The sequence below is a fragment of the Treponema sp. UBA785 genome (assembly GCF_002297065.1).
Taxonomy (GTDB): domain Bacteria; phylum Spirochaetota; class Spirochaetia; order Treponematales; family Treponemataceae; genus Treponema_D.
In genome coordinates this window covers 19,588-38,766 of record NZ_DBJD01000074.1, presented here as the reverse complement: position 1 = coordinate 38,766, position 19,179 = coordinate 19,588, and the positions used below count along the sequence as shown (strand labels likewise).

The following is a 19,179-nucleotide window of genomic DNA, read 5'->3' as shown; positions in this document are numbered from 1 at the left end:
GTCGGCCGCGTGGCTGTCAGAGCAAATGCAGATAGGATAAATATTGCTCTTGCATTGAGCCGACCATTCTTTTAACGTCTGGCTTAAAAGCGCAATTGAAGGAACCAGGAACAGAACCAGATGGCTTTCTGTTGCAAGGGCCTCCGCAATCCTTAAAGAAGTAAAAGTCTTGCCGGTTCCGCAAGCCATGATGAGTTTTCCCCGCTCGTGGTCTGCAAAATATCTGGTCGTAGCGTCGAACGCTTTCTTTTGGTGCGGACGAAGGCCGTATTTTTTTACGGCTGCTTCTGTTCCTTTTTTTCCAGAATCCAAAGCTTCCCAGTCTACATCGTCATTTTTCAGGTCGATTAAACCTATACGGCGAATACCAAGCCGCTGGACCACATTCTGCGCCTCCGCATTGAATCCGTCGTAAGTAGTATCAATCCAAATCTTAAAAGAGAATGTTTTCTTGCCGTCTTTAGTTTCAAATTCAAAGGAAGAAGTAGAAACAAAAGAGTCTACCATTGCTTTGTCTACTTTCTTACCGGCCGCATAGCATTTGCACTGGACAGCCCAGTAGTCTCCGTCGTGGGTGCGGCAAACAAGGTCTATGCCAGTGTCCTTGCCGCCAGTTCCAAACTGCTTTTTATAAGGAAAGTCTGTCCATAGCCAGACATCTGTCAATAAGTGGCTGTAGGCAGGTTTTGTCAAAAGATAGGCCTGCATGAGCCGTTCAAACTTGTCTCCCTTGTTTCTTTCGGAAGTCGAGTTCTCCCGGTATTTATTTATAATGTCGTCAAATGACAAAGCCATATTTTTCTCCAGTTTCTGCAACAGATTTTTTTTACTATACCATATTTTTAAAGTTTTTTAATGAACCTATGACAGAACCTTGCCAGGTTTCCTAAGATTTCCATAAAGAGAGCGCTTTCTCTCCGTTGCGTTACAAACTATCTCCGTTTAGTGTTGCAGACTATCTCGCGTCCCTTGAGACAACCTGTCTCCAATAAAAAAAAATTACAATTTTGGTAATTTTTCTTTCCAAAACACTTGACTTGTCTGGAAAGCTGAATTATCATTATGGTAAGAACAAAAGGGGGCAATGGCAATGGCAGAGTCAATGGGCGAAAGAATCGCCCGCCTAATGAAGGCAAAAAATTTAAATCAAAAGGAGTTTGCGCAGGCTATCGAATCTACAGAGGCTTCTGTGTCGCGTTATCTGGGCAATGCAAGAGAGCCAGGACCAAAAGTTCTAGTAAAAATTGCGAATGTGCTTGGAGTAACCGTTGATGAAATTCTCGGAAAAGAAGATGAATCCGATTTTTCAACGGAATTTCCACGGATAAAGCTCCTTTTGGCCCGCAATTCAAAACTTTTAACAAACGAGCAAAAGAAAGAGATTATAACCGCTCTTCTTTCTGACTCATCGGAGGATGATATTGAGACTTTCTGACGAACGGTACGAGGAAATCAAAGAAGAAGTTGTAGAACTGTACAAGGAGCTGCATATTACAAAATTTCCTGTAAATGCTAAAGATGTCTGCAATCAGCTTAAAATCGCATTGAAATCATACAATCGGTTTACTGAGCAGGCGCTTGCATGCGTTATAAGAGCAAGCGAAGATGGAATAGTGGCAAAAATCGACAACCACTATGAGATTTTTTACAATCCGTCAAAAGACAAAGCCCGTATCCGTTCAACAATTTTTCATGAAATTGGCCATATTCGGCTGCGCCATCTTATTCATGATGAAGAGAATGAAGCGGAGGCAAATTTCTTTGCGTGCTATTTTCTTGCACCGGCTCCGCTTATCCATCATTTCAATTTTGAATATCTGCATGAACTGATGGATAAATTTTGGGTAACAGTCTCGCTTGCAGAAAATGCCTTTAGCCGTTATCAAAAGTGGCTTAGGTTTTCGGACAGCCGTTATACTCAGTATGAAAGAGAATTATTAGAACTTGCAATGGAGGGAGAAAACTGAAAACAGACATTGAAAGTCTTTCTGCTTTATCCGGTGCGGAAAGATAAAAAAAAGCTGCAAATTTACGCCAATAAATCTACAGCTTGTATAAATGCGTGAACACTTATAAATTCGTTGTTTTTATAGTATCACGCATGACCGCCGGGGTCAATATTTCAAAAACAGCGCTTTATGCTCTGTAAAAATCTCAATTTTATAGGTAATATATATGGACGATAAATCAAATAAACTATCAGATACAGTGAACGTTACTATGCACACGCTCACACTTTCAGACAAGAATGTTTCTTTTGCAAAGGTAAAACGAAACACGGCTTTTATTGGAAACATTGTTTCAAAAATCCTTGAACATAACAAAGTTCTGGACAGGGAAACTTTGCTCTATTCTGCAGGGCTTTTTAGAAACGCCATTTTGGAGCTTCTTAAAAGCGGAAAAGCTGTAGATCTTCTTGAAATGGGAGTTCTCTATATCAAGCCAAACGGAAGCATTGACTCGGAAACTCCGGATATTGAGGATATTCCTAAAATGACGCTTTCTTTTACTCCAAGCGATATTGCCATTGAAGCAGTAAAAGATGTAACTGCAGGTGCCGATATTTCCACAACAAACGAGCCTCTTCTTTCTGCCTTGTACAACATCCACACAAGAAAAAGCGGCACAGAGCTTTCTATCGGTTATTCTGCACGCATTACCGGCAAACGCTTAAAGATTGCCGGCAATGAAGCAAAAACCGGCCTGTATCTTGCTTCATGTACGGAAGAAGGGATCTATGATCCTGATCCATCTTCATGGATTTCACTGGGAATGGAAAACATTGTTGACAACACAAACACAAAGATTCTGTTCAACATTCCAGACAGCGTCACGGCAGGAAATTACCGTTTAATTATTAAGACTGCATACGGCTCAGGCACACGCATAAACAAAACTGTGCGAACAGGTGTTTTTGTAGAAACTGTTTCGATTGCATAAGTCTTTTCCAAGGGGCTGGCTAATAAGTTCTAAATGTCATTGCCGCACTTGATACGACAATGACATTTAGATTTTCAGATTTAGTCCGAAAATGACGTAAAAGATTCTTTTTGGCCATCTCCTTGAATTTGAAAAATCAATATTTCCGCAGCCATTCAACGGAATTTTTAGAATCTTTCTGCTTTTTTGTTTGATTTTTTGTAAGCACTTGCCCCGTTTCGTTGGGTTGAAGTGTGCACGCGGGCGCGTCCGTGTTCGCTTTTAAAACCGTCATTTGCACGGCGGCTTCGTCCTTGAGCGCGTCTTTCTCCGTCTTTTTTGGCTACATCATAACGACTTGAGCCAAAACCACGCCGTCCGCGTCCTTCAAAACGTTCGGCATTGTCGCGTCCGCCTCTGCGGCGTCTTCCGCCAAAATTATCATCCTCTTTTGAATCAAGATGCATATGAGGCAAGTTTGCGCGGCTTTTAGAAAGCTCAAGAGCACGAAGCGCATTTCCTGTTGGCAAGCTCAAAAGAGAGAAATTCTGGCTTACGTCGATCCTGTCAACCATGCGTCCAGGAATATTTAACAAATCGCTAAAATATTCGGCAATTGCGCGGGCATTATAGCCATCTCTTTTTCCGAGCTGAACATAAATTCGTTTTTGGTCTGGATTAGAAGCAAAACTTCCGCCTTTCTGGCTCTGTACTTTTCCATAATGGCTTTCGTCGAGCGACTTTCCGTAATTAACCTGCAAAACAGCGGCAAGAACTTCGGCTGCATTCTGGTTTGCGCACAAGTCTTCTGCCATTTTTTTGTACAAGTCTTCAACTTTTTTAAGCTGAGGAACAAATTCTTCTCTTGTTTCGTCCAGCTCGCTATTTTCATTAGAAATCTGGCCGTTTTGAGAGGAAGGCTCTTCGCCTTCTGATGATTTTTCGGATTCAACGCCTGCTGGAAAAGCAACAATCTCGTCGTTTTCAAACTGCTTTTCTTTCTGTTCCGGCGCAAATTCTTTTTTTGCCTTTAAACCGATTTTTTCTTTCAGTTCTTCAAGAATTCGGCTTCTTTTTACTTCGAGAACATTTTCGATTGAAGGAACCTGCTCTTCTTTCATTTCGCCTTTTGCCGCAGCGCGAATTCGCTTTCTTAGAAATTCAAGCTTGCGTCTTTCTTCCGGGCGAACAAAAGTAACTGCAATTCCAGAAGTTCCAGCACGGCCAGTTCGTCCGATTCTATGAACATAAGTTGCAGCGTCAAACGGAAGAGAATAGTTTACAACGTGGCTCAAGCCAGAAATATCGATTCCTCTGGCAGCTACATCGGTTGCAACCAAAATACGAGTTTTTTTATTTCTAAATCTTGCAAGAATTTTTTCACGCTGTCCCTGAGGCACATCGCCGTGCAAAGCGGCCGCTTCGTAACCTCTTTCGTCGAGCATCCGGCTCACCATGTCGGCATCGTTTTTTGTCATTGTAAAAACAAGTCCATAAAAATCAGGCGAAATGTCGATAAGGCGGACAAGAGCTTCAATCTTGTCGCGTTCGCTTACAACCCAATATTTCTGGTCAATCAAAAGAGGCTCTTCTACAAAACCTTCTTCCTGAACAATGTCGTATTCGCCCATAAATTCTTCTGCAATCTGAAGAATCGGTTTTGGCATAGTTGCGCTAAAAAGCAAAATCCGGCTGTCCGGGTTTGCCTGCGCAAAAATCGACTTAATGTCATCGACAAAACCCATGTCGAGCATTTCGTCGCCTTCGTCGAGAATAAAATAATCGATTTTGTCGAGCTTTAAAGTTCCGCGCTCAAGATGGTCTTTAATTCTGCCTGGAGTTCCAACGACAATTTCAGTTCCGCGCTTTAAATCTCTAATCTGAGTTGAATATGAAGCGCCGCCGTACAAAACGGTAACGCGCGGAAATTTTCCAGAAGTAAAGCTCTGCATTTCTGAACAAGTCTGAATTGCAAGCTCGCGGGTCGGTTCTAGCACAAGAGCGCGCACGTGGTCGCTTTCTTCGTGAATATTCTGAACAATCGGCAGCCCGAAAGCCGCGGTTTTTCCAGTTCCAGTTCTTGCTTTTGCTATAAGGTTTGTGTCGCCGTTCAAAAGGCGTGGAATTGCCAGAACTTGAATCGGCGAAGGAGTTTTAAAACCTTTTTTTTCGATTGCTTCCAGAATTCTTTGATCAAGTCCTAAGTCTTCAAAAGAAATTTCTTCCGACTGTTCTTCGTCATTTTTGTTTTCTGAAATTTCCAAGTTTTCTGGAAGTTTCTGAGCTTTGTCAGCTGAGCTGACACCATAATCTGCCGTTTTTTCGGCATCAAAAATTGAGTCTTTCATAAAATGTATCCCAAAGGCGACAAAAAAGCCTCTAAAATACACTAAAAGGCCTAAAAATCGCAGTTAAAATAAAAGTGCCCTCTGCACCGTGAAGCCAAATCATAATAGAAAAACGTAGAAATTACAAGAAGATAATTGAAAAATTCGCAAACGTTTTCATCTTTTTCAAATAAAATCTATTAAAAAAATTCACCAAAAATCGGTAAATATTGATTTTCAGGTCAATATATATAGTATGAACAATTTAAAGGAACCAATTGATTTAAGACGGCTGACATTAAAAAATGGACTTTCCTATCCAAACGACAAAGAGCTAATAATGCTTATCTTGGGGTCAGGAACAAAAAAAATGCCCATCGAGTATATGTCGGAAGAAATTTTAAAAGTCATCTGCTCTCACAATCCGGAAAACTGGCTTGAAAAACTGCAATCAATCGAAGGAGTCGGCACAAGCAAAGCTCTGGCAATTCTGGCGGCATTGGAATTTGGAAAACGCCGCAACAGAAATCCGCAGGCAGTTGTCAATCAGCCGCAGGACGTAATTCCGTTCATAAAGCACTATGCAATGCAAAAAGCGGAGCATTTTGTAATGGTAACTGTGAACGGCGCAAAAGAAATCCTTACGATCAGAGTCCTGTGCATTGGCGGAAAAAACATGGCTGTTTTAAAGCCGTCTGAAATTTTCGGAGAAGCTGTCAAAGAAAACGCTTCTGGAATTATTTTGACTCACAATCATCCGGGCGGACACGCAGAGCCTTCTGACGATGACATAGAAACGACAAAAAGACTGTGCTTAGGCTCTGAAATTTTAGGGCTTCCCCTGCTCGACCACATAATTATAACAAAAAACAGTTACTTTAGTTTTCTTGAACATGGTCTGTTGCCGACCTATGAATAATCGGGTAAATTATAATAAGGGTTTAGTTAATTTATGTCATTGCAAAGATTTACTGCTATTTTAGCAATTTTTATAATTTCGGCAGGCGTTTTATTTTCTAACGAAAATGAATCTTCTTCTGGAATTTTTGTCGAGGACAAATCCGTCCAGCAAAAATTTGAATTTGACGAGGCGTATTCAACTTATCCGGAATTATTAAAATCCGACAGAAAATCTGCAATCGAGAAAGAAAAAACAAAAATCACGGTTAAATCAAACGTCCCGAACGCAGAAGTCTTTTTGAACGGTAATTTTGAAGGACACACAAATTTAACGGTAAACAACCTTCCGGCTGGCCGCTATAATCTGCGCGTAAAAAAAACAGGCTATAAACCAAAATTCTACAGAATAAATGTTCCGCAGGGCGAAGAACGCGTTTTTTATGTAGAACTTGAAAAATATGAAGGAACAGTAAATTTTATTGCAGTTCAACCAGAAACCTTAATTTATGTTGACAACTCAAAAATCAGCGGCAGCATTGTTCAGCTGGAAGAAGGAAGCCACACGGTTTCTGCAAAAAAATTCGGCTATAAGAGCGAATCTTCATCTATCTACGTTCCAAGAAATTCATATCAAATAGTCACAATACGCCTTCAGGAAGCACAATTTTCGGTTTCGAATTTTAGGGCAAACAAGGAACAATTTAATCCGGCGTTAAAAGGTTCTGCAGGCCAGATAAAATTCAATTTTGAAGTTACTGCGTTCGGAAACGGAACTTTAACAATAAAGGATTCTTTTGGAAATTCTGTCATAAGCCGAAACTTGCCTAGTTTTACAACCTGGAGTCAAAATGTAATTTGGGACGGAAGCGCACAGAACGGAACAAAAATTCAAGACGGAACTTACACTGCAATACTCGAAGCCGGTGAACAAAAATTTTCGGTTGATTTTACGGCAGACAGCTCGATAAAAATTCCTTCAGCCTCAATTACGGCAAGCGGTTCTGGAATTGGAATTCTTCCGGCAGCCTTTAATTTTCCTGAAAAAACATTCTGTGTCGGTGTAAACGCCGGCGTAATTTGCGCCTTTGAAAATAAAAATTTTTATTGCGCGCCGCTGTCAACTTTTTTTGCCTATTCTTTTTCAAAAAATGTCGAACTTTCAGCAAAAGCCGGGTTAAACGCAGGACATGAAGGCGCTTCGCCTTTTATAAATTCAGCCTTGAAATTTACTGCTTCAAAAAAACAGACTGCTTTTGATATGAATTTTGGATTTTTAGCAAGGGCTGGAGGAGCAAAAAACAAACCGTTCGAGCCTTACGGAGCGGACAACGGATGCGGTCTTGGCGGCGGACTTGTTTTTGGACTAGACTTCAGTAACTTTTATGCAGGAATTTCATCAGAATTCACTTTTGCAGCTTCTACATTCAACACAAAAAACAACAATTACGATAAAGTATTAAGAAACGGAGTCTGCTTTCAATTAAAAGGCCGGACAGTTTCGTTCGCAATTTACAGCGCGATGAATTCTTCTTTTGGAACAACTGCCCTCGAAAACGACGGCAGAAGCTCAAATTCAATCGAATTTTTAAGGGCGGTTGATATTGGATTCGACTTCAAGATTGCATTAAATTCTCTAAATTTAAATTTGCTCTCAAACGCGCAAATTTTTGAGAATCAAGCTTATTTTAAAACAGAAGCCGGAATTTCCATACTTTTATAAAAACTGGAGGCGAAAGATGAAATTATATTCAAAACAGCAGATGATAAAAAACACATTAACAGGAATTCTTGCAGGCGCTGTTTTTGCCAGCGCGGCAGTTTTTGCAATTCAAAAAAACTTAAAGTCTGAAAATTCTGAAAAAACAGGCCAGACACAAACCGAGAACGTTCAAAGTCAGCAGAATTCCGAAAAAGCAGAATTTGTAGAAGAAGTTTTGCCTCAAAAAAATATTGCAACGCCGGCCGCTTCTACAGTTTCTCAATACACGCAGGACGAAGAACAGAATATTTTTGTTTACGAAAAATGCAATGAAGCCGTCGTAAACATTACAACGCAGGTTATGGGAATCAACTGGTTTTTAGAGCCTGTCGTTCAGGACGGAGGCTCAGGCTCAGGCTCAATAATCGACAAACGCGGATATGTAGTTACGAACGTGCATGTAATCAGCAAGGCAAACAAAATCAATATATCGCTCGCAGACGGAACTAGTTATCCAGGAACTGTCATTGGAAAAGATATTGAAAGCGACATTGCAGTTTTAAAATTTGATCCGCCGGAAAACATAAAGCTTAAGACAATCGATTTTGGAGATTCAAGCGAATTAAAAGTTGGACAGAAAGTTATTGCAATCGGCAACCCGTTTGCCCTTGAACGAACAATGACAACAGGAATAATTTCCGGACTGGGAAGACCTATTCAGGAAAGCGCGAATGTAATTATCAGAAATATGATTCAGACCGATGCAGCAATCAATCCAGGAAATTCCGGGGGACCGCTTTTAGACACAAGAGGAAGAATGGTCGGCATAAACACAATGATAATTTCAAATTCAGGCTCATCTGCCGGAATTGGCTTTGCAGTTCCTGTAAGCACGGCGCAGCGCGTTGTAAACGATCTTTTGAAATATGGAAAAGTCCGGCGCGGAACAATTCAAATCTCTCCGGTTCAGATGACTTCAAGCATTGCGCAATATGCAGGCTTAAAAATCAATTACGGAATTCTCGTAAGCCAGGTAAAAGAAGGCAGCAGCGCAGAGAAAGCAGGAATTTTGGGCGGAACAAAGCCTGTTCAATACGGAAGCCGCTTTAATTCATCTACAATTTATCTTGGCGGCGACATAATCACCGGAATCGACGGAATAAACATTCGCACTTACGCAGATTATACGAGCGCGCTTGAATCAAAAAAACCGAATGACACAGTAACCGTTACTGTTTTCCGCAACGGCGATTTTGAAAAAATCAAACTGGTTCTCGATGGAATTGACACCGATTCAGAACCCAATGGAACACCGCTTTAAATTTTAAGGAAAAAGAAAAAATGAATTTAATAAAAAGAACTCTCAGCACAGCCGCCATTTTTACAATGGCGGCGCTTTCTCAAGCAGAAAGAATTTCTTTTCCAGTAAAAAGTCTTGTTACAATCGAAGAAAGTCCAATAATGATTTCGGCAGACTGGAATGAAAAATGGTTCGGCGAAAAACCTGCTACCCTTTATAACCATAACATTGCGCGTATTGCAGGAATTTTTTCCGCCGTTTCTTACGAAGACAGCGACATCGGGCAAAGTTCAAATTTAATTCTTCAATGCTACAAAGCCCTCGGAATTTCAGAAAAACAGATTGAATTTCATTATTCTATCAATTACGACAATCCTGTCTGGGGAAATGACCAGGCGGCTTTTAGTTTTGCGACAAAACAAATCACCGGTTCAAATTCAAAAAAAAATCTGATTATAATTGTAATCCGCGGAACTCCCCTCAACGCAAACGAATGGATTTCAAATGTAAACATTTCCGACAAAACTGGCAATGAAACTGAATATCATGAAGGTTTTTTGAAAACCACAAAACTCGTCGAAAACGCGCTGATTGCCTTTCTTTTGAGAAATAAAATCGACATAGACGATAGCTGCCTTTTAATAACAGGACACTCCCGTGGAGCGGCAATTGCAAATCTTCTTTCCGCCCAACTGTGCGACGCTGAGCTTTTTGACACAAACTACATCTACACCTACACTTTTGCTTCTCCAAATGTTACTACAAATGACAGCGTTTATAACAAAAAATACGATTTTATCTGGAACATTGTAAATGCCGAAGATATTGTTCCGTCAGTTCCGCCAAATTACAAAAGCTGGAAATACAAAAAATACGGTCAGACAAAAGTTTTAATAAACAATTGGAATACCGATCCCAAAAAATACGAAGATGAATATATTCCAGCAATGAATAAATACTTTAATAAATTTATGCTGCGCGACTACTGTCCGTTTACGACAGGTCCGTTTTTGCCGATTCAGTGCAGTTCAATTCTATCAAGGCTGAACAAAAATGTTTATACTTTTTACAATGGAATTACGGCTCTTCACGACCGCGCAATTTCTGCATTCTGGAGAATTTTTCCAAAAAAAGACGAAACAAAAACCGAAAATGAAGTCGAAGAAAAATCTGATTCAAGGACAGAAAAGCAAGGCGCAATTTTTGCGGCGGCAACCCGATGGTGCTATAAAAATTTTGATGTTGATATAAATTACTTAATCAACTGCTTTGCCGATATGCACGCAATGGAGACTTACCTTTCGTGGATTATGTCGACAGATGAGGAAAATGTTTATTCATCTGTCGGAACAGACATTCTTCTCTTAAAAGGCGCCGGCGACTATGCAGTTTTTGATAGCGACGGAAAGGTTGTAGCAACTATTCTGGACGGAAAAGTTAATTTTTCAAAGGTAGAGCTTCCCTTAGCGGCAAATTCTCTTCTTCAAGGGCAGGTTGCACTCGGACTTCCAGTAAATCGAAATTACGAAATTGCGGTAAGCAAGGAAAGCATAATTCCTACAATGCTAAAAGTTTCTGTTCAGCATTATTCTGCAGCCGGAGTTTTTATTGAAGAATCCGAAGAAACAATTTTATATCCATACAACTCAAAAATTTACAGCTGCAATTCAGAAACTCTAACCCCAGCCTTTACAAAAATTGATTTTGAAAAAATCGGCAATCCGCAAGCAAATATAATCCGTAAAAAGGGAAATCTAAAAAGTGTTTCAAAATTCAGGCTTATGGGGGAATTTTCTGCCTCAACAAGCGGTTCATTCAACGCAGGAATCCATGCCGGTTCAACAAAATTATATGGTTCGCTTCTTTTAGGACACAATGCCGCAAAAATAGGACGCTCATTCGAGGCAAGTCCGGGAATTGGACATCAAAGCATTTTAGTAAGCAAAATTCTTCTCGATACAGAAATTTTTGCAAATCTTTTTTATGCTTATTCCGACGACATCGAAGAAAAAGATGACCGATTCAACGTTGTGCCTACCGTAAGATTTTCTCTTTCGTTTAAACCTCGCCACAAGACACAATTGTTTATGGCGGCTAATTTCGATATGCACATTTCTGACTTTAACGATGCAGCCTTTGACGATTCATACCGCTTAAAAACAACAGGCCAGGTTTGGACAGGCTCAAAAATTCGAATAGTTCCAAACCTGTCTTTTGGAATAAAATTTTAAATGCAAAACAAAAATATAATGATTTTGTGCAAGGTTGTAGACAATTATGGTGATATTGGAGTTGTCTACAGGCTTGCAAAAGCCTTGAGCGACCTCGATTCTTCTCTAAATCTTACACTCGTCTGTTCAGAATTGGAAAGTTTTGCTTCAATGGCAAAAAAAATTGAGCCCGGCAAAAAATCTCAATTTTTCGACTACAAAAACACAAGATGGCAAATTTTAGACTGGAACCAAAGCGAAGATTTTACATTCAGCTCAAACCCTTTTCCAATTATTCTCGAATGTTTTCAGTGCGGACGGCCAGACTGGCTTGAAAAAATTCTTTTTGACAAGAATGTAAAAGAAATTTTCCATATTTTTAATATCGAATACTTAACAGCAGAAGAATACGCCGACGACTTTCATCTTTTAAAGTGCTATACGAGAAGCCCAAATGTAAAAAAAATGTTTTTTATGCCGGGATTTACAAAAAAAACGGCAGGACTTTTAATCGACAGCCAGTTTTTAAAAACCTTAAAAGAATCGAAAAATCTTCCAAAAAACAAAAATGAGTTTTGTGTTACAATTTTTTCTTACGAACGCGAGTTTGTTCAAATTTTTAACTCTCTAAACCGCATTCAGGAAACACAAAGACAAAAAAATCCGGACTTTAACGTAAAAGTTCTTGCGGCCGCAGGAAAAAGCCTGCCTTTTGCAAAAAAAGCCTGGGAACAGACTGAAAAAAAGGTGAATTTCGTTCAACTGCCTTTTTTAACGCAGGAAGAATGGGACAAAATTCTCTGCACAAGCGACTTTAACTTTGTCCGCGGCGAAGAAAGCCTTGCAAGGGCATGTCTTTCCGGCAAACCTTTTTTTTGGCACGCATACGTTCAAGACGAAAATTACCAGCTTGTAAAGGTTAATGCCCTTTTAGAAAAAATGCTGCCCTTTGTTTGCGGAAAAAACTTAAAAACCGAACTTTCAACTCTTTGGAATGAATACAACACTCCAGATGCAAAATTGAACGAAAATGCGCTTTACGATTTTTTTCAAAAAGCAGCACAAGGCGAGTTAACGGCTTTTTTTGAAAATTTTTCTGAAAATCTTTTTCAAAACGGCAACTTTGCCAAAAACCTGCTCAACTTTCTTGAAACCTTGCAGTAGTTGAAAAAAAGTCCAATAAGCACTAATATTATAGAATAAACGTTTATTTTTTTGAGGTAACATATTATGTTAATGACAAACGAAATCAGAGTCGGAACAGCTTTTATGTATGAAGGCAGCCCTCTTATTGTTCAGAAACTTCTCGGACAGAAAGGCGGACGCCAGGGCATGGTTACAAACCTCCGCGTTCAGAATATCGTAACAGGCTCAACAATGCAGCTTGGTCTTGATGCCGGTGAAAAATTTGAGGAAGTTGATCTTGTTAAAAAAACTGTAAAACTTTCTTACATCGATGGCAACGAATATCACTTTATGGATCAGGAAACTTACGATGACATCATGCTGGACAAAGATTATCTTGGCGACAATGCCGGCTACATCTCTCCAGATGACGACTACGAAGTTTCTGTTACTTACTACAACGACAAACCAGTTGGCGTTGTTCTCCCAGTAAACGTAACACGCACAATCACATACTGCGAGCCAGGCGTAAAAGGCGACACTTCTGGAAAATCAACAAAACCTGCAACTCTCGACACAGGAATGGAAGTAAAAGTTCCTCTGTTCTGCAACACAGACGACCGCATTGTAATCGATACACGCGACGGTTCATTCGTAGAACGCGCAAAGGACTAATTTCAAAACAACTGCGTAAAAAAATCCCCAAAAGCCATTTAGCTTCGGGGATTTTTTATTTTTAAATTTTAATTTTGGGTCATTTTTTGCTGCGCAAAAAACCGGGCTATTCGTGGCTACGGCGTCTTGCGCGCCTTCGGTGCTGCGCACCAGCTCCGCTGCCACTACTATCTCCCTTGCCCGAAAAATTAGAACGTGTATTTTGCTCCCAACTGAACAAAGCCGTTGTTGTGCCAGCCTTCAAATTCGGTCTTGTCGCTCTTGTAGCTTGCCATATACATTCCTTTTGCACAGAACTCAAGTCCGTCAGAAACATACCAAGTGATTTTCGGCATTACAATCAAGTCATAATGCTGAAAACCGTAAACTGCGCTCACCTCAGGCTTTACTTTTCCATGATTCCAGCTGTCAGAAATATTCAGGACGATTTTAATGTCGTTTGTGAATGTTCCGTTTTCTGTGTCATACTCGTTGTCATCGATTTTATCGTGATGAAGAATGTGCCTGCCCTGCCCCTGAATATTCACGTTAAGCTCGCTGATTGGCAGGTCGCGGTCAAAACCTGCAACCCACGCAATCGAGTTGTTCTGAATCGTCGGGTCGTCTCCGGCAGTGTCTTTTGTGAGATTGTAAGCCGCCTCTGCGCGGAAATTGTACGCTCCGAAAGTTTTTGCAGCCTCAAGACCGAAAACCTGCAAAAAGTCGTAGTCGATAAATTTGTCGTCATCGTCTGCGTCGCCTGTTTCAAGATAAGTCGAAACGAAACTTCCAATTTTGCTGTAGTCAAAAGAAGCGCGCTTGTTTCTTCCAACGTAGTAGCTCAAGCCCCAGTCAAGAGAGCCGGTTGTGGTCGTGAACCGCGCGCCAGCCTGCATATATTTGAGCTGGTTTGTGTCAGGATAAAGATTGTCCGCAAGAGAAGAGGAATTGCTGAGCATTTTTACAGCGGCAAGCTGAGATGTTGCAGCGACATTTTTAATATAAGTTTCTGCAAAACCAGTCAGCTTACTTTTCAAGCTTGCAACCTGCGCCGGCACCCATCTTCCGCCCGAAGCATAGCGGTCGGCCGTCATTGTTGGAGTCCAAACCAGTTCAAATCTGCTCGAAGAGAAAGGGCCGACGTCTTTTGGAACATTATAAAGCACACGAATCATCGGTTCTGCAATTCTTCTGTCAATGTAGTCAGGAATTATAAAATCCGTGTAGTCGTTCGCGTTAAAATTGTCTACAGCATGCAGTTTGTCGCCTTTTCCCCAGACAACCTTCATTTTTCCTGCCTGAACAACAAAATTTCCAAGATAAGATTCAAGCGTAAGCTCGTCAATTACATCTTCCCTGTAATTTTCAAGAACGTCCTTGCTGAATGCGAATTTTGCTTCCGCAGAAACTGCCGAATTTGAGTATTTTAAATTGATTTTGCCTTTTGGATTTGTGTCGGTTTTCCACTCGCCAACAGGAAGTCCATATTCATCTTCATCATCAAAATAAGCGCGAAAATCAATCTGCGCTTCTCCGTTTACTTCGAGGGCGCCGCCGGCAAAAGAAGCGGAAGAATCGCCAAAATCTCCGCCAAAGTCGCCTCCAAAATCATCGCCAAAATCAAAATCGTCAGCAAAAACAAAACTTGCTGCAAAAAGTGCGGCTGTAAAAAGCCCGATAAATTTTATTTTTTTCATAAACTATTCCTATAAATAAAAAAAACTCCGCCACAACAGGACCAAAGAAACCGCTGCAACGGAGTTAAGTCAATTATTTCGCTGTATTCAAATAGTTCTGTGTAAATACATTGTCTGGAATCGGTTTGTCAAGAATGATATTGTAGCCGTTCGGACTCTTTGGATTTTTCTGGGCTGCAATTCTTGTCGAATGTCCAGATTTTACGTTCTTGAGGGTTGTCGAAGTAGTAATCGTATATCCCTGAATATTTTCAATAGAATCAACCGTCAAAACCTTCAAAAGGCTTCCGTCTTTTTTGTCATACATTTCTGCATAAACAGGAACGTTTGTTTTTTTGTCAATCCACTGAATGCGATACTGATACTGAGCTTTTGCAACAGTTGCCGCTGTTGGAGTTGATTTAATTTTCCAGCAGTCATAACCGTTTTTGTTTTCTTCTGCCAAAAGTTCATGAGTATCATCGTCAAGATCGCGTGTAGACATATCGTCGTAGCTTGCGTCAGTTCCTGTAAAAGATTTGCTTCCTTCAGAAGAATTTACACGGCGAGTAGTTTTGAGCGAAGGCATATAAATCCACTTGTCATCGTCCTTGCCTTTGTTTTCCATCTGCAAGAATTTAATTCCCTGATTTGACTTGTTGTTGCTGACCTTAAAATTCATTACAACGTCAGAAGTGTCTGTTTTTTCGTTGTGGCGCCCAAGCTCATCAATAATACGATGCTCTTCAATATTGCCGGCTTTGTTGATAAGATCCATTTCGATAATAGAATGGTTATATGCAGGTTTTTTAATGTTCAATGCCGCATCGACTATTGAACGCGCGTCCTGAGCAAAAACCACTGCCGAAACCATAGCAACAGCCAAAGCCAAAATTGATTTTTTTAAACTCTTTTTCATAGATTACTCCCATAAAAAGTCAAGATTAAAACTTCAGTTTTAGAATTGACTTTTTAAGTTGTTTCGCAACGAAGTGAGAAACAACAGATTATAAAAAAGTTTGCAACGCAAACTTGTAAAGATAAAAACAGACGCCATTTTCGTCTGTTTTTATCTTACACTCCCATTTACTGCATTCTTGCAGATTAGTTTTTATTTTTTTTCTTCAGATTCTTCAATCAAATCTTCGGCAGCACCCAAATCCTCTGTCGGCTCCACTTTTGGGCGAGAGAATTTCGGATCAAAGTTTGTCAAGAATCCCGGAAGAATTGTCATTGCAAGCATTGAGCTTGTAAACATTACGATTGCAACCAAAATTCCAATATAGCGCAAAACCATAAATCTTGAAAGGCACAAAACCAAGAATCCAAGACCAACGGCAAGTGCATTCGTCAAAATTCCGCTTCCGCTCGATTTAAATGTGCGTCTTGCAGCGGCATGAACATCAGTTGTCTTTGCGCGTTCCATTCTGTAAGTTTCAAGGAAGTGAATCGTGTAGTCAATTCCAATTCCGACCGCAACAGAAGCAATAATTGAAGTAACAAGGTCAAGGCTAATTCCCAAAGTTCCCATCGTCCAGTAGTTGAGCAAAATTGTAAGAGAAAGAGGAACGGCTCCCAAAAGCCCTGCCAAAACCGAACGGAACGAGATTGCAATCACAACGAAAACGCTCAAAAGCGAGATTATCAAGCTCTGAATCTGGCTTGAGAAAACCATTTCTGTCATTACAGTTTCAAGTTCCCCCTTTCCAGTAAACGAAATTGTGTAGCCTTCCGGGAAGTGGTTTTTTGCATAAGAATTACATTCGCGGATTACTTTTTCAATGTCGCTGCTTGAATTAGAACGAGAGACAAGCTGAACACGCAATCTGTTCGGGTTCAAGACATTTTCGTTCTGAGGATCATTTGCCCAGCGTCCCAAAGTTTCCTTGTCAGAAAGCATCGAAAGGAAGTTTCCAACAATGTTTTTTAGAGCCGCATGCTGCTTGTAGCCGTATTTTGCCTCATCAAAAGGAATTTCGTAATAATCCGTTCCTTTGTAATTCAATTTTTTCTCAAGAACTTTTACAACATCGTCAAGAGAAGCGTTTTTTCCGCCCGCCTCTGCATAAGCAGAAGTCAAAAGCTTAAATCCTTCATCAACTGTAAGAGTGCTGTTGAGTTTTTTTACATATTCAACGTTCGGGTCAACATAGTCTGGAAGCATTTCATCTTCATCAGAAGAATCAGCAGCGTCAAATCCGCCGAAATCGGAATTCGTATCAAATCCAAAATCTGAACCTGAATCAAAATCGAAATCCGAGCCGGAATCAAAGTCAAAGTCAGAATTGAAATCGTCTGAGCCGGCCTCTCCGCTTGAAGAGCCAGAAGAAACAGCGACAGCCTCCGCGCTTGGAGCGTGAAGAACCTGGTTCATTCGCTTGATTAAGGTCGGGAACGAAACTATTTTTCCGATATATGGAAATTTGCTCTGAATGTTTTCCTGAAGACCGTCAACCGCCTCAAGAATATCAGGATCTTTCATAGAACCTTCAACAAGCGCAAAATGACGTCCATCAGATTTTTTGATGATATTCCCGTTCACATCGAGGAATTTTCCATCTTTGTTCATAACCGGGATTCCGTTCTCATCAAGGAAGTTTCCGTTTTCATCAGTAACTTTCGGACCGTCAACCAGCATAAAAATCAAGTTTGTTCCAGCAAATCTTTCGTCAACATAATCAATATCCTGACGCAACTGAGAATCCGGCGGGAAATAGTTAATCATTGAAGACTCGATTTTTACCTTGCGCACACCAAAAACAGAAACCACAACAAGGAAAATCATAAACACAAACATTCTTGGGCGCGAACCGCAGAAGAAAAGGAAGATGTTATATAAAGTGTCTTTGCGTTCATTTCCGCGCTTAATAATGTGCTTTTTTGCTTTTTTTGAAAGTTTCATTATCAATTTTGATTTCTGGCCAATTCTTTTTACAGGCTTTATCATCAAAACTGCTGGAATAAATGTTTCCGCAAAAATCCATGAAAGCGCGATTCCAACTGCGGTAAAGATTGAGAAACTGTGAAGCGGCCCCATAGGACTCAAAATCAAAGAAATAAATCCGATTACAGTTGTAATTGCAGCAAGAAAAACCGCAGTGCTGCAACTAGCAACACCTTTCAAAATAATATCTTTGTGACTTTCTTTTGTAATTTCAACGCCGTTAGCTTTTGCTTCGTCAAGAGCGATATAATAATGCGTCATGACGTGAATTCCGTACGCGGAACCGCAGGCAATCAAAGCAACAGGAATTACACTTGAAACAATCGTGAATGTAAATCCAAAAACAGCCATAAGACCACAAGTACAGGCAGTCGCAAGCAAAACAGTAACAAGCGGCAAAAGAGTTCCGTCCAAAGTTTTAAGGCTTGCAAACAAAGTCAAAAGAACAACGATTGAAACAAGCGGAATCAAGTTCGTCAAATCCGAAGTCATGTAATCCATAAAGTTTTCAGAAACAACAGGATCGCCAAAGAAAATAACTTTAAGATTTGTGCCTTTTGTATATTTAAGGGCAATCTCTTTTACTTTAGCGAGAGTTTCGGCCTCAAGGTCAGATTCAGATATTTGAGTTTTTGCAGCCTCATTTATAGTTTCGGCAAGGGAAGCAAGCTCTTGTTCAGACAAACCTTCAATAGAGGAAAGCTTTCCGGTCTTCTGAGCCTTTTTAAACTCCTCAAAAGTCTTGATTCCGGCATTTGCAAGGGCATCAACCTGAGAAGCAGACAAAGAACTCAAATATGCGATTTCGCCAGGGTGATTGTTTGTAACAAGCGTAATCTGCATTTGAGCCGCTTTGTTGTCGTCCGAAATAATCGAACGTGTATACATTTCGTCCCAGTCAGTAAGATTTTGTTTAAGATCATTTACCTGAGCCTGAGTCAAAAGAGGAAGGTATCCGTTTTCATCGCGCTCTGCACTGATAATGTTTCCAGCAGTAAGGGCACCGTCAACATCCTCAATAAAGTCAATTTTTGTAAGAGAATCAATTCTATCAACCCAAGGAAGGTTTTCCACATCCGTAGAAATATGGTCAATAATCTGCAAATTCTCCGGAGTAATAATTGTTCCCTTATCTGTTTCAAGAGAAACTCCGATTACAACAGTGCTTCCAAACCGATCCTCCGAATCAATCAAACGCTGATAAGATTCATGCTTTTGAGGAAAATACAATCTGGTCGAGTTATCCATCTTAATATCTTTAAGCTGGAATGCAAGCAGACCTGTAACAAGAAAAGTTGTTACAATAATAAGCCATGGATGCTTAAATAAACGATTCATTAAATAAATCCTCCTTCTGTTAAATACACAATAAATTCAGCACAGCTTTTAATTATGCCAATATGCTAAGTTTTGTTTATAAGTTTA

The 19,179-nt window shown here is 40.2% G+C and carries 14 protein-coding genes; 9 read left to right on the top strand and 5 right to left on the bottom strand.

Translation table 11 applies throughout. The features are described 5' to 3' along the window. Positions 1 to 795 (bottom strand): restriction endonuclease (locus tag B2X33_RS06420; RefSeq protein WP_296668463.1); only part of this gene is annotated, 795 nt, incomplete at its 3' end. Positions 796 to 1,090: 295 nt separating this feature from the next. Between B2X33_RS06420 and B2X33_RS06415 the strand changes: the two genes are divergently transcribed. From B2X33_RS06415 to B2X33_RS06405, 3 genes are all read left to right on the top strand, one after another. After that, the gene (locus B2X33_RS06415; protein ID WP_296023946.1) at positions 1,091 to 1,435 is read left to right on the top strand and encodes a helix-turn-helix domain-containing protein; all 345 of its coding nucleotides are present in this window, start codon (positions 1,091 to 1,093) and stop codon (positions 1,433 to 1,435) included. Further along, positions 1,422 to 1,967, top strand: coding sequence for an ImmA/IrrE family metallo-endopeptidase (locus tag B2X33_RS06410; RefSeq protein ID WP_296668461.1), 546 nt, complete (start codon positions 1,422 to 1,424; stop codon positions 1,965 to 1,967). The genes B2X33_RS06415 and B2X33_RS06410 overlap by 14 nt, the downstream gene beginning before the upstream one ends. A 208-nt stretch (positions 1,968 to 2,175) precedes the next feature. After that, positions 2,176 to 2,940, top strand: a complete 765-nt coding sequence (locus B2X33_RS06405; RefSeq protein WP_296668459.1) for a DUF4469 domain-containing protein — start codon at positions 2,176 to 2,178, stop codon at positions 2,938 to 2,940. Positions 2,941 to 3,107: 167 nt separating this feature from the next. Here the strand turns inward: B2X33_RS06405 and B2X33_RS06400 are convergent, their stop codons facing one another. Beyond that, positions 3,108 to 5,267 carry a DEAD/DEAH box helicase gene (locus B2X33_RS06400; protein ID WP_296668457.1) on the bottom strand — a complete coding sequence of 720 codons (2,160 nt, stop codon included), beginning with the start codon at positions 5,265 to 5,267 and terminating at the stop codon, positions 3,108 to 3,110. 235 nt (positions 5,268 to 5,502) lie between these two features. Here B2X33_RS06400 and B2X33_RS06395 point away from each other — a divergent pair, with 235 nt between their 5' ends. The 6 genes from B2X33_RS06395 (at position 5,503) to efp (ending at position 13,155) form a co-directional block, all read left to right on the top strand. Further along, entirely contained in the window at positions 5,503 to 6,165 is a 663-nt protein-coding gene (locus tag B2X33_RS06395) for a JAB domain-containing protein (protein ID WP_296668454.1), read from the top strand. 33 nt (positions 6,166 to 6,198) lie between these two features. Further along, a complete protein-coding gene (locus tag B2X33_RS06390; protein ID WP_296668451.1) occupies positions 6,199 to 7,866 on the top strand; it encodes a PEGA domain-containing protein in 1,668 nt (555 codons plus the stop codon). A 16-nt stretch (positions 7,867 to 7,882) separates the two neighbouring features. Next, positions 7,883 to 9,166, top strand: coding sequence for a S1C family serine protease (locus B2X33_RS06385; RefSeq protein ID WP_296668449.1), 1,284 nt, complete (start codon positions 7,883 to 7,885; stop codon positions 9,164 to 9,166). 20 nt (positions 9,167 to 9,186) lie between these two features. After that, entirely contained in the window at positions 9,187 to 11,376 is a 2,190-nt protein-coding gene (locus B2X33_RS06380) for a lipase family protein (RefSeq protein WP_296023957.1), read from the top strand. Beyond that, positions 11,377 to 12,519, top strand: coding sequence for an elongation factor P maturation arginine rhamnosyltransferase EarP (earP, locus tag B2X33_RS06375; RefSeq protein WP_296668447.1), 1,143 nt, complete (start codon positions 11,377 to 11,379; stop codon positions 12,517 to 12,519). It abuts the gene before it with no gap. 66 nt (positions 12,520 to 12,585) lie between these two features. After that, positions 12,586 to 13,155 carry an elongation factor P gene (efp, locus tag B2X33_RS06370; protein WP_078930679.1) on the top strand — a complete coding sequence of 190 codons (570 nt, stop codon included), beginning with the start codon at positions 12,586 to 12,588 and terminating at the stop codon, positions 13,153 to 13,155. A gap of 188 nt (positions 13,156 to 13,343) precedes the next feature. Here the strand turns inward: efp and B2X33_RS06365 are convergent, their stop codons facing one another. The 3 genes from B2X33_RS06365 to B2X33_RS06355 form a co-directional block, all read right to left on the bottom strand. Continuing rightward, positions 13,344 to 14,831, bottom strand: a complete 1,488-nt coding sequence (locus tag B2X33_RS06365) for a hypothetical protein (RefSeq protein ID WP_296668444.1) — start codon at positions 14,829 to 14,831, stop codon at positions 13,344 to 13,346. 73 nt (positions 14,832 to 14,904) lie between these two features. Beyond that, positions 14,905 to 15,729: an outer membrane lipoprotein-sorting protein gene (locus B2X33_RS06360; RefSeq protein WP_296668443.1), complete on the bottom strand. Its 825-nt coding sequence runs from the start codon at positions 15,727 to 15,729 to the stop codon at positions 14,905 to 14,907. 192 nt (positions 15,730 to 15,921) lie between these two features. Then, positions 15,922 to 19,092 (bottom strand): efflux RND transporter permease subunit, encoded by a 3,171-nt coding sequence (locus B2X33_RS06355; protein WP_296668441.1) that lies wholly within the window; start codon positions 19,090 to 19,092, stop codon positions 15,922 to 15,924. Positions 19,093 to 19,179 lie beyond the last annotated feature (87 nt).

Excerpts from the sequence above, each read along its gene's own strand:
- B2X33_RS06415 (WP_296023946.1), top strand. The coding sequence starts at position 1,091 with ATGGCAGAGTCAATGGGCGAAAGAATCGCCCGCCTAATGAAGGCAAAA.
- B2X33_RS06405 (WP_296668459.1), top strand. The coding sequence starts at position 2,176 with ATGGACGATAAATCAAATAAACTATCAGATACAGTGAACGTTACTATG.
- B2X33_RS06400 (WP_296668457.1), bottom strand. The coding sequence starts at position 5,267 with ATGAAAGACTCAATTTTTGATGCCGAAAAAACGGCAGATTATGGTGTC.
- B2X33_RS06395 (WP_296668454.1), top strand. The coding sequence starts at position 5,503 with ATGAACAATTTAAAGGAACCAATTGATTTAAGACGGCTGACATTAAAA.
- B2X33_RS06390 (WP_296668451.1), top strand. The coding sequence starts at position 6,199 with ATGTCATTGCAAAGATTTACTGCTATTTTAGCAATTTTTATAATTTCG.
- B2X33_RS06385 (WP_296668449.1), top strand. The coding sequence starts at position 7,883 with ATGAAATTATATTCAAAACAGCAGATGATAAAAAACACATTAACAGGA.
- B2X33_RS06380 (WP_296023957.1), top strand. The coding sequence starts at position 9,187 with ATGAATTTAATAAAAAGAACTCTCAGCACAGCCGCCATTTTTACAATG.
- earP (WP_296668447.1), top strand. The coding sequence starts at position 11,377 with ATGCAAAACAAAAATATAATGATTTTGTGCAAGGTTGTAGACAATTAT.
- efp (WP_078930679.1), top strand. The coding sequence starts at position 12,586 with ATGTTAATGACAAACGAAATCAGAGTCGGAACAGCTTTTATGTATGAA.
- B2X33_RS06365 (WP_296668444.1), bottom strand. The coding sequence starts at position 14,831 with ATGAAAAAAATAAAATTTATCGGGCTTTTTACAGCCGCACTTTTTGCA.
- B2X33_RS06360 (WP_296668443.1), bottom strand. The coding sequence starts at position 15,729 with ATGAAAAAGAGTTTAAAAAAATCAATTTTGGCTTTGGCTGTTGCTATG.
- B2X33_RS06355 (WP_296668441.1), bottom strand. The coding sequence starts at position 19,092 with ATGAATCGTTTATTTAAGCATCCATGGCTTATTATTGTAACAACTTTT.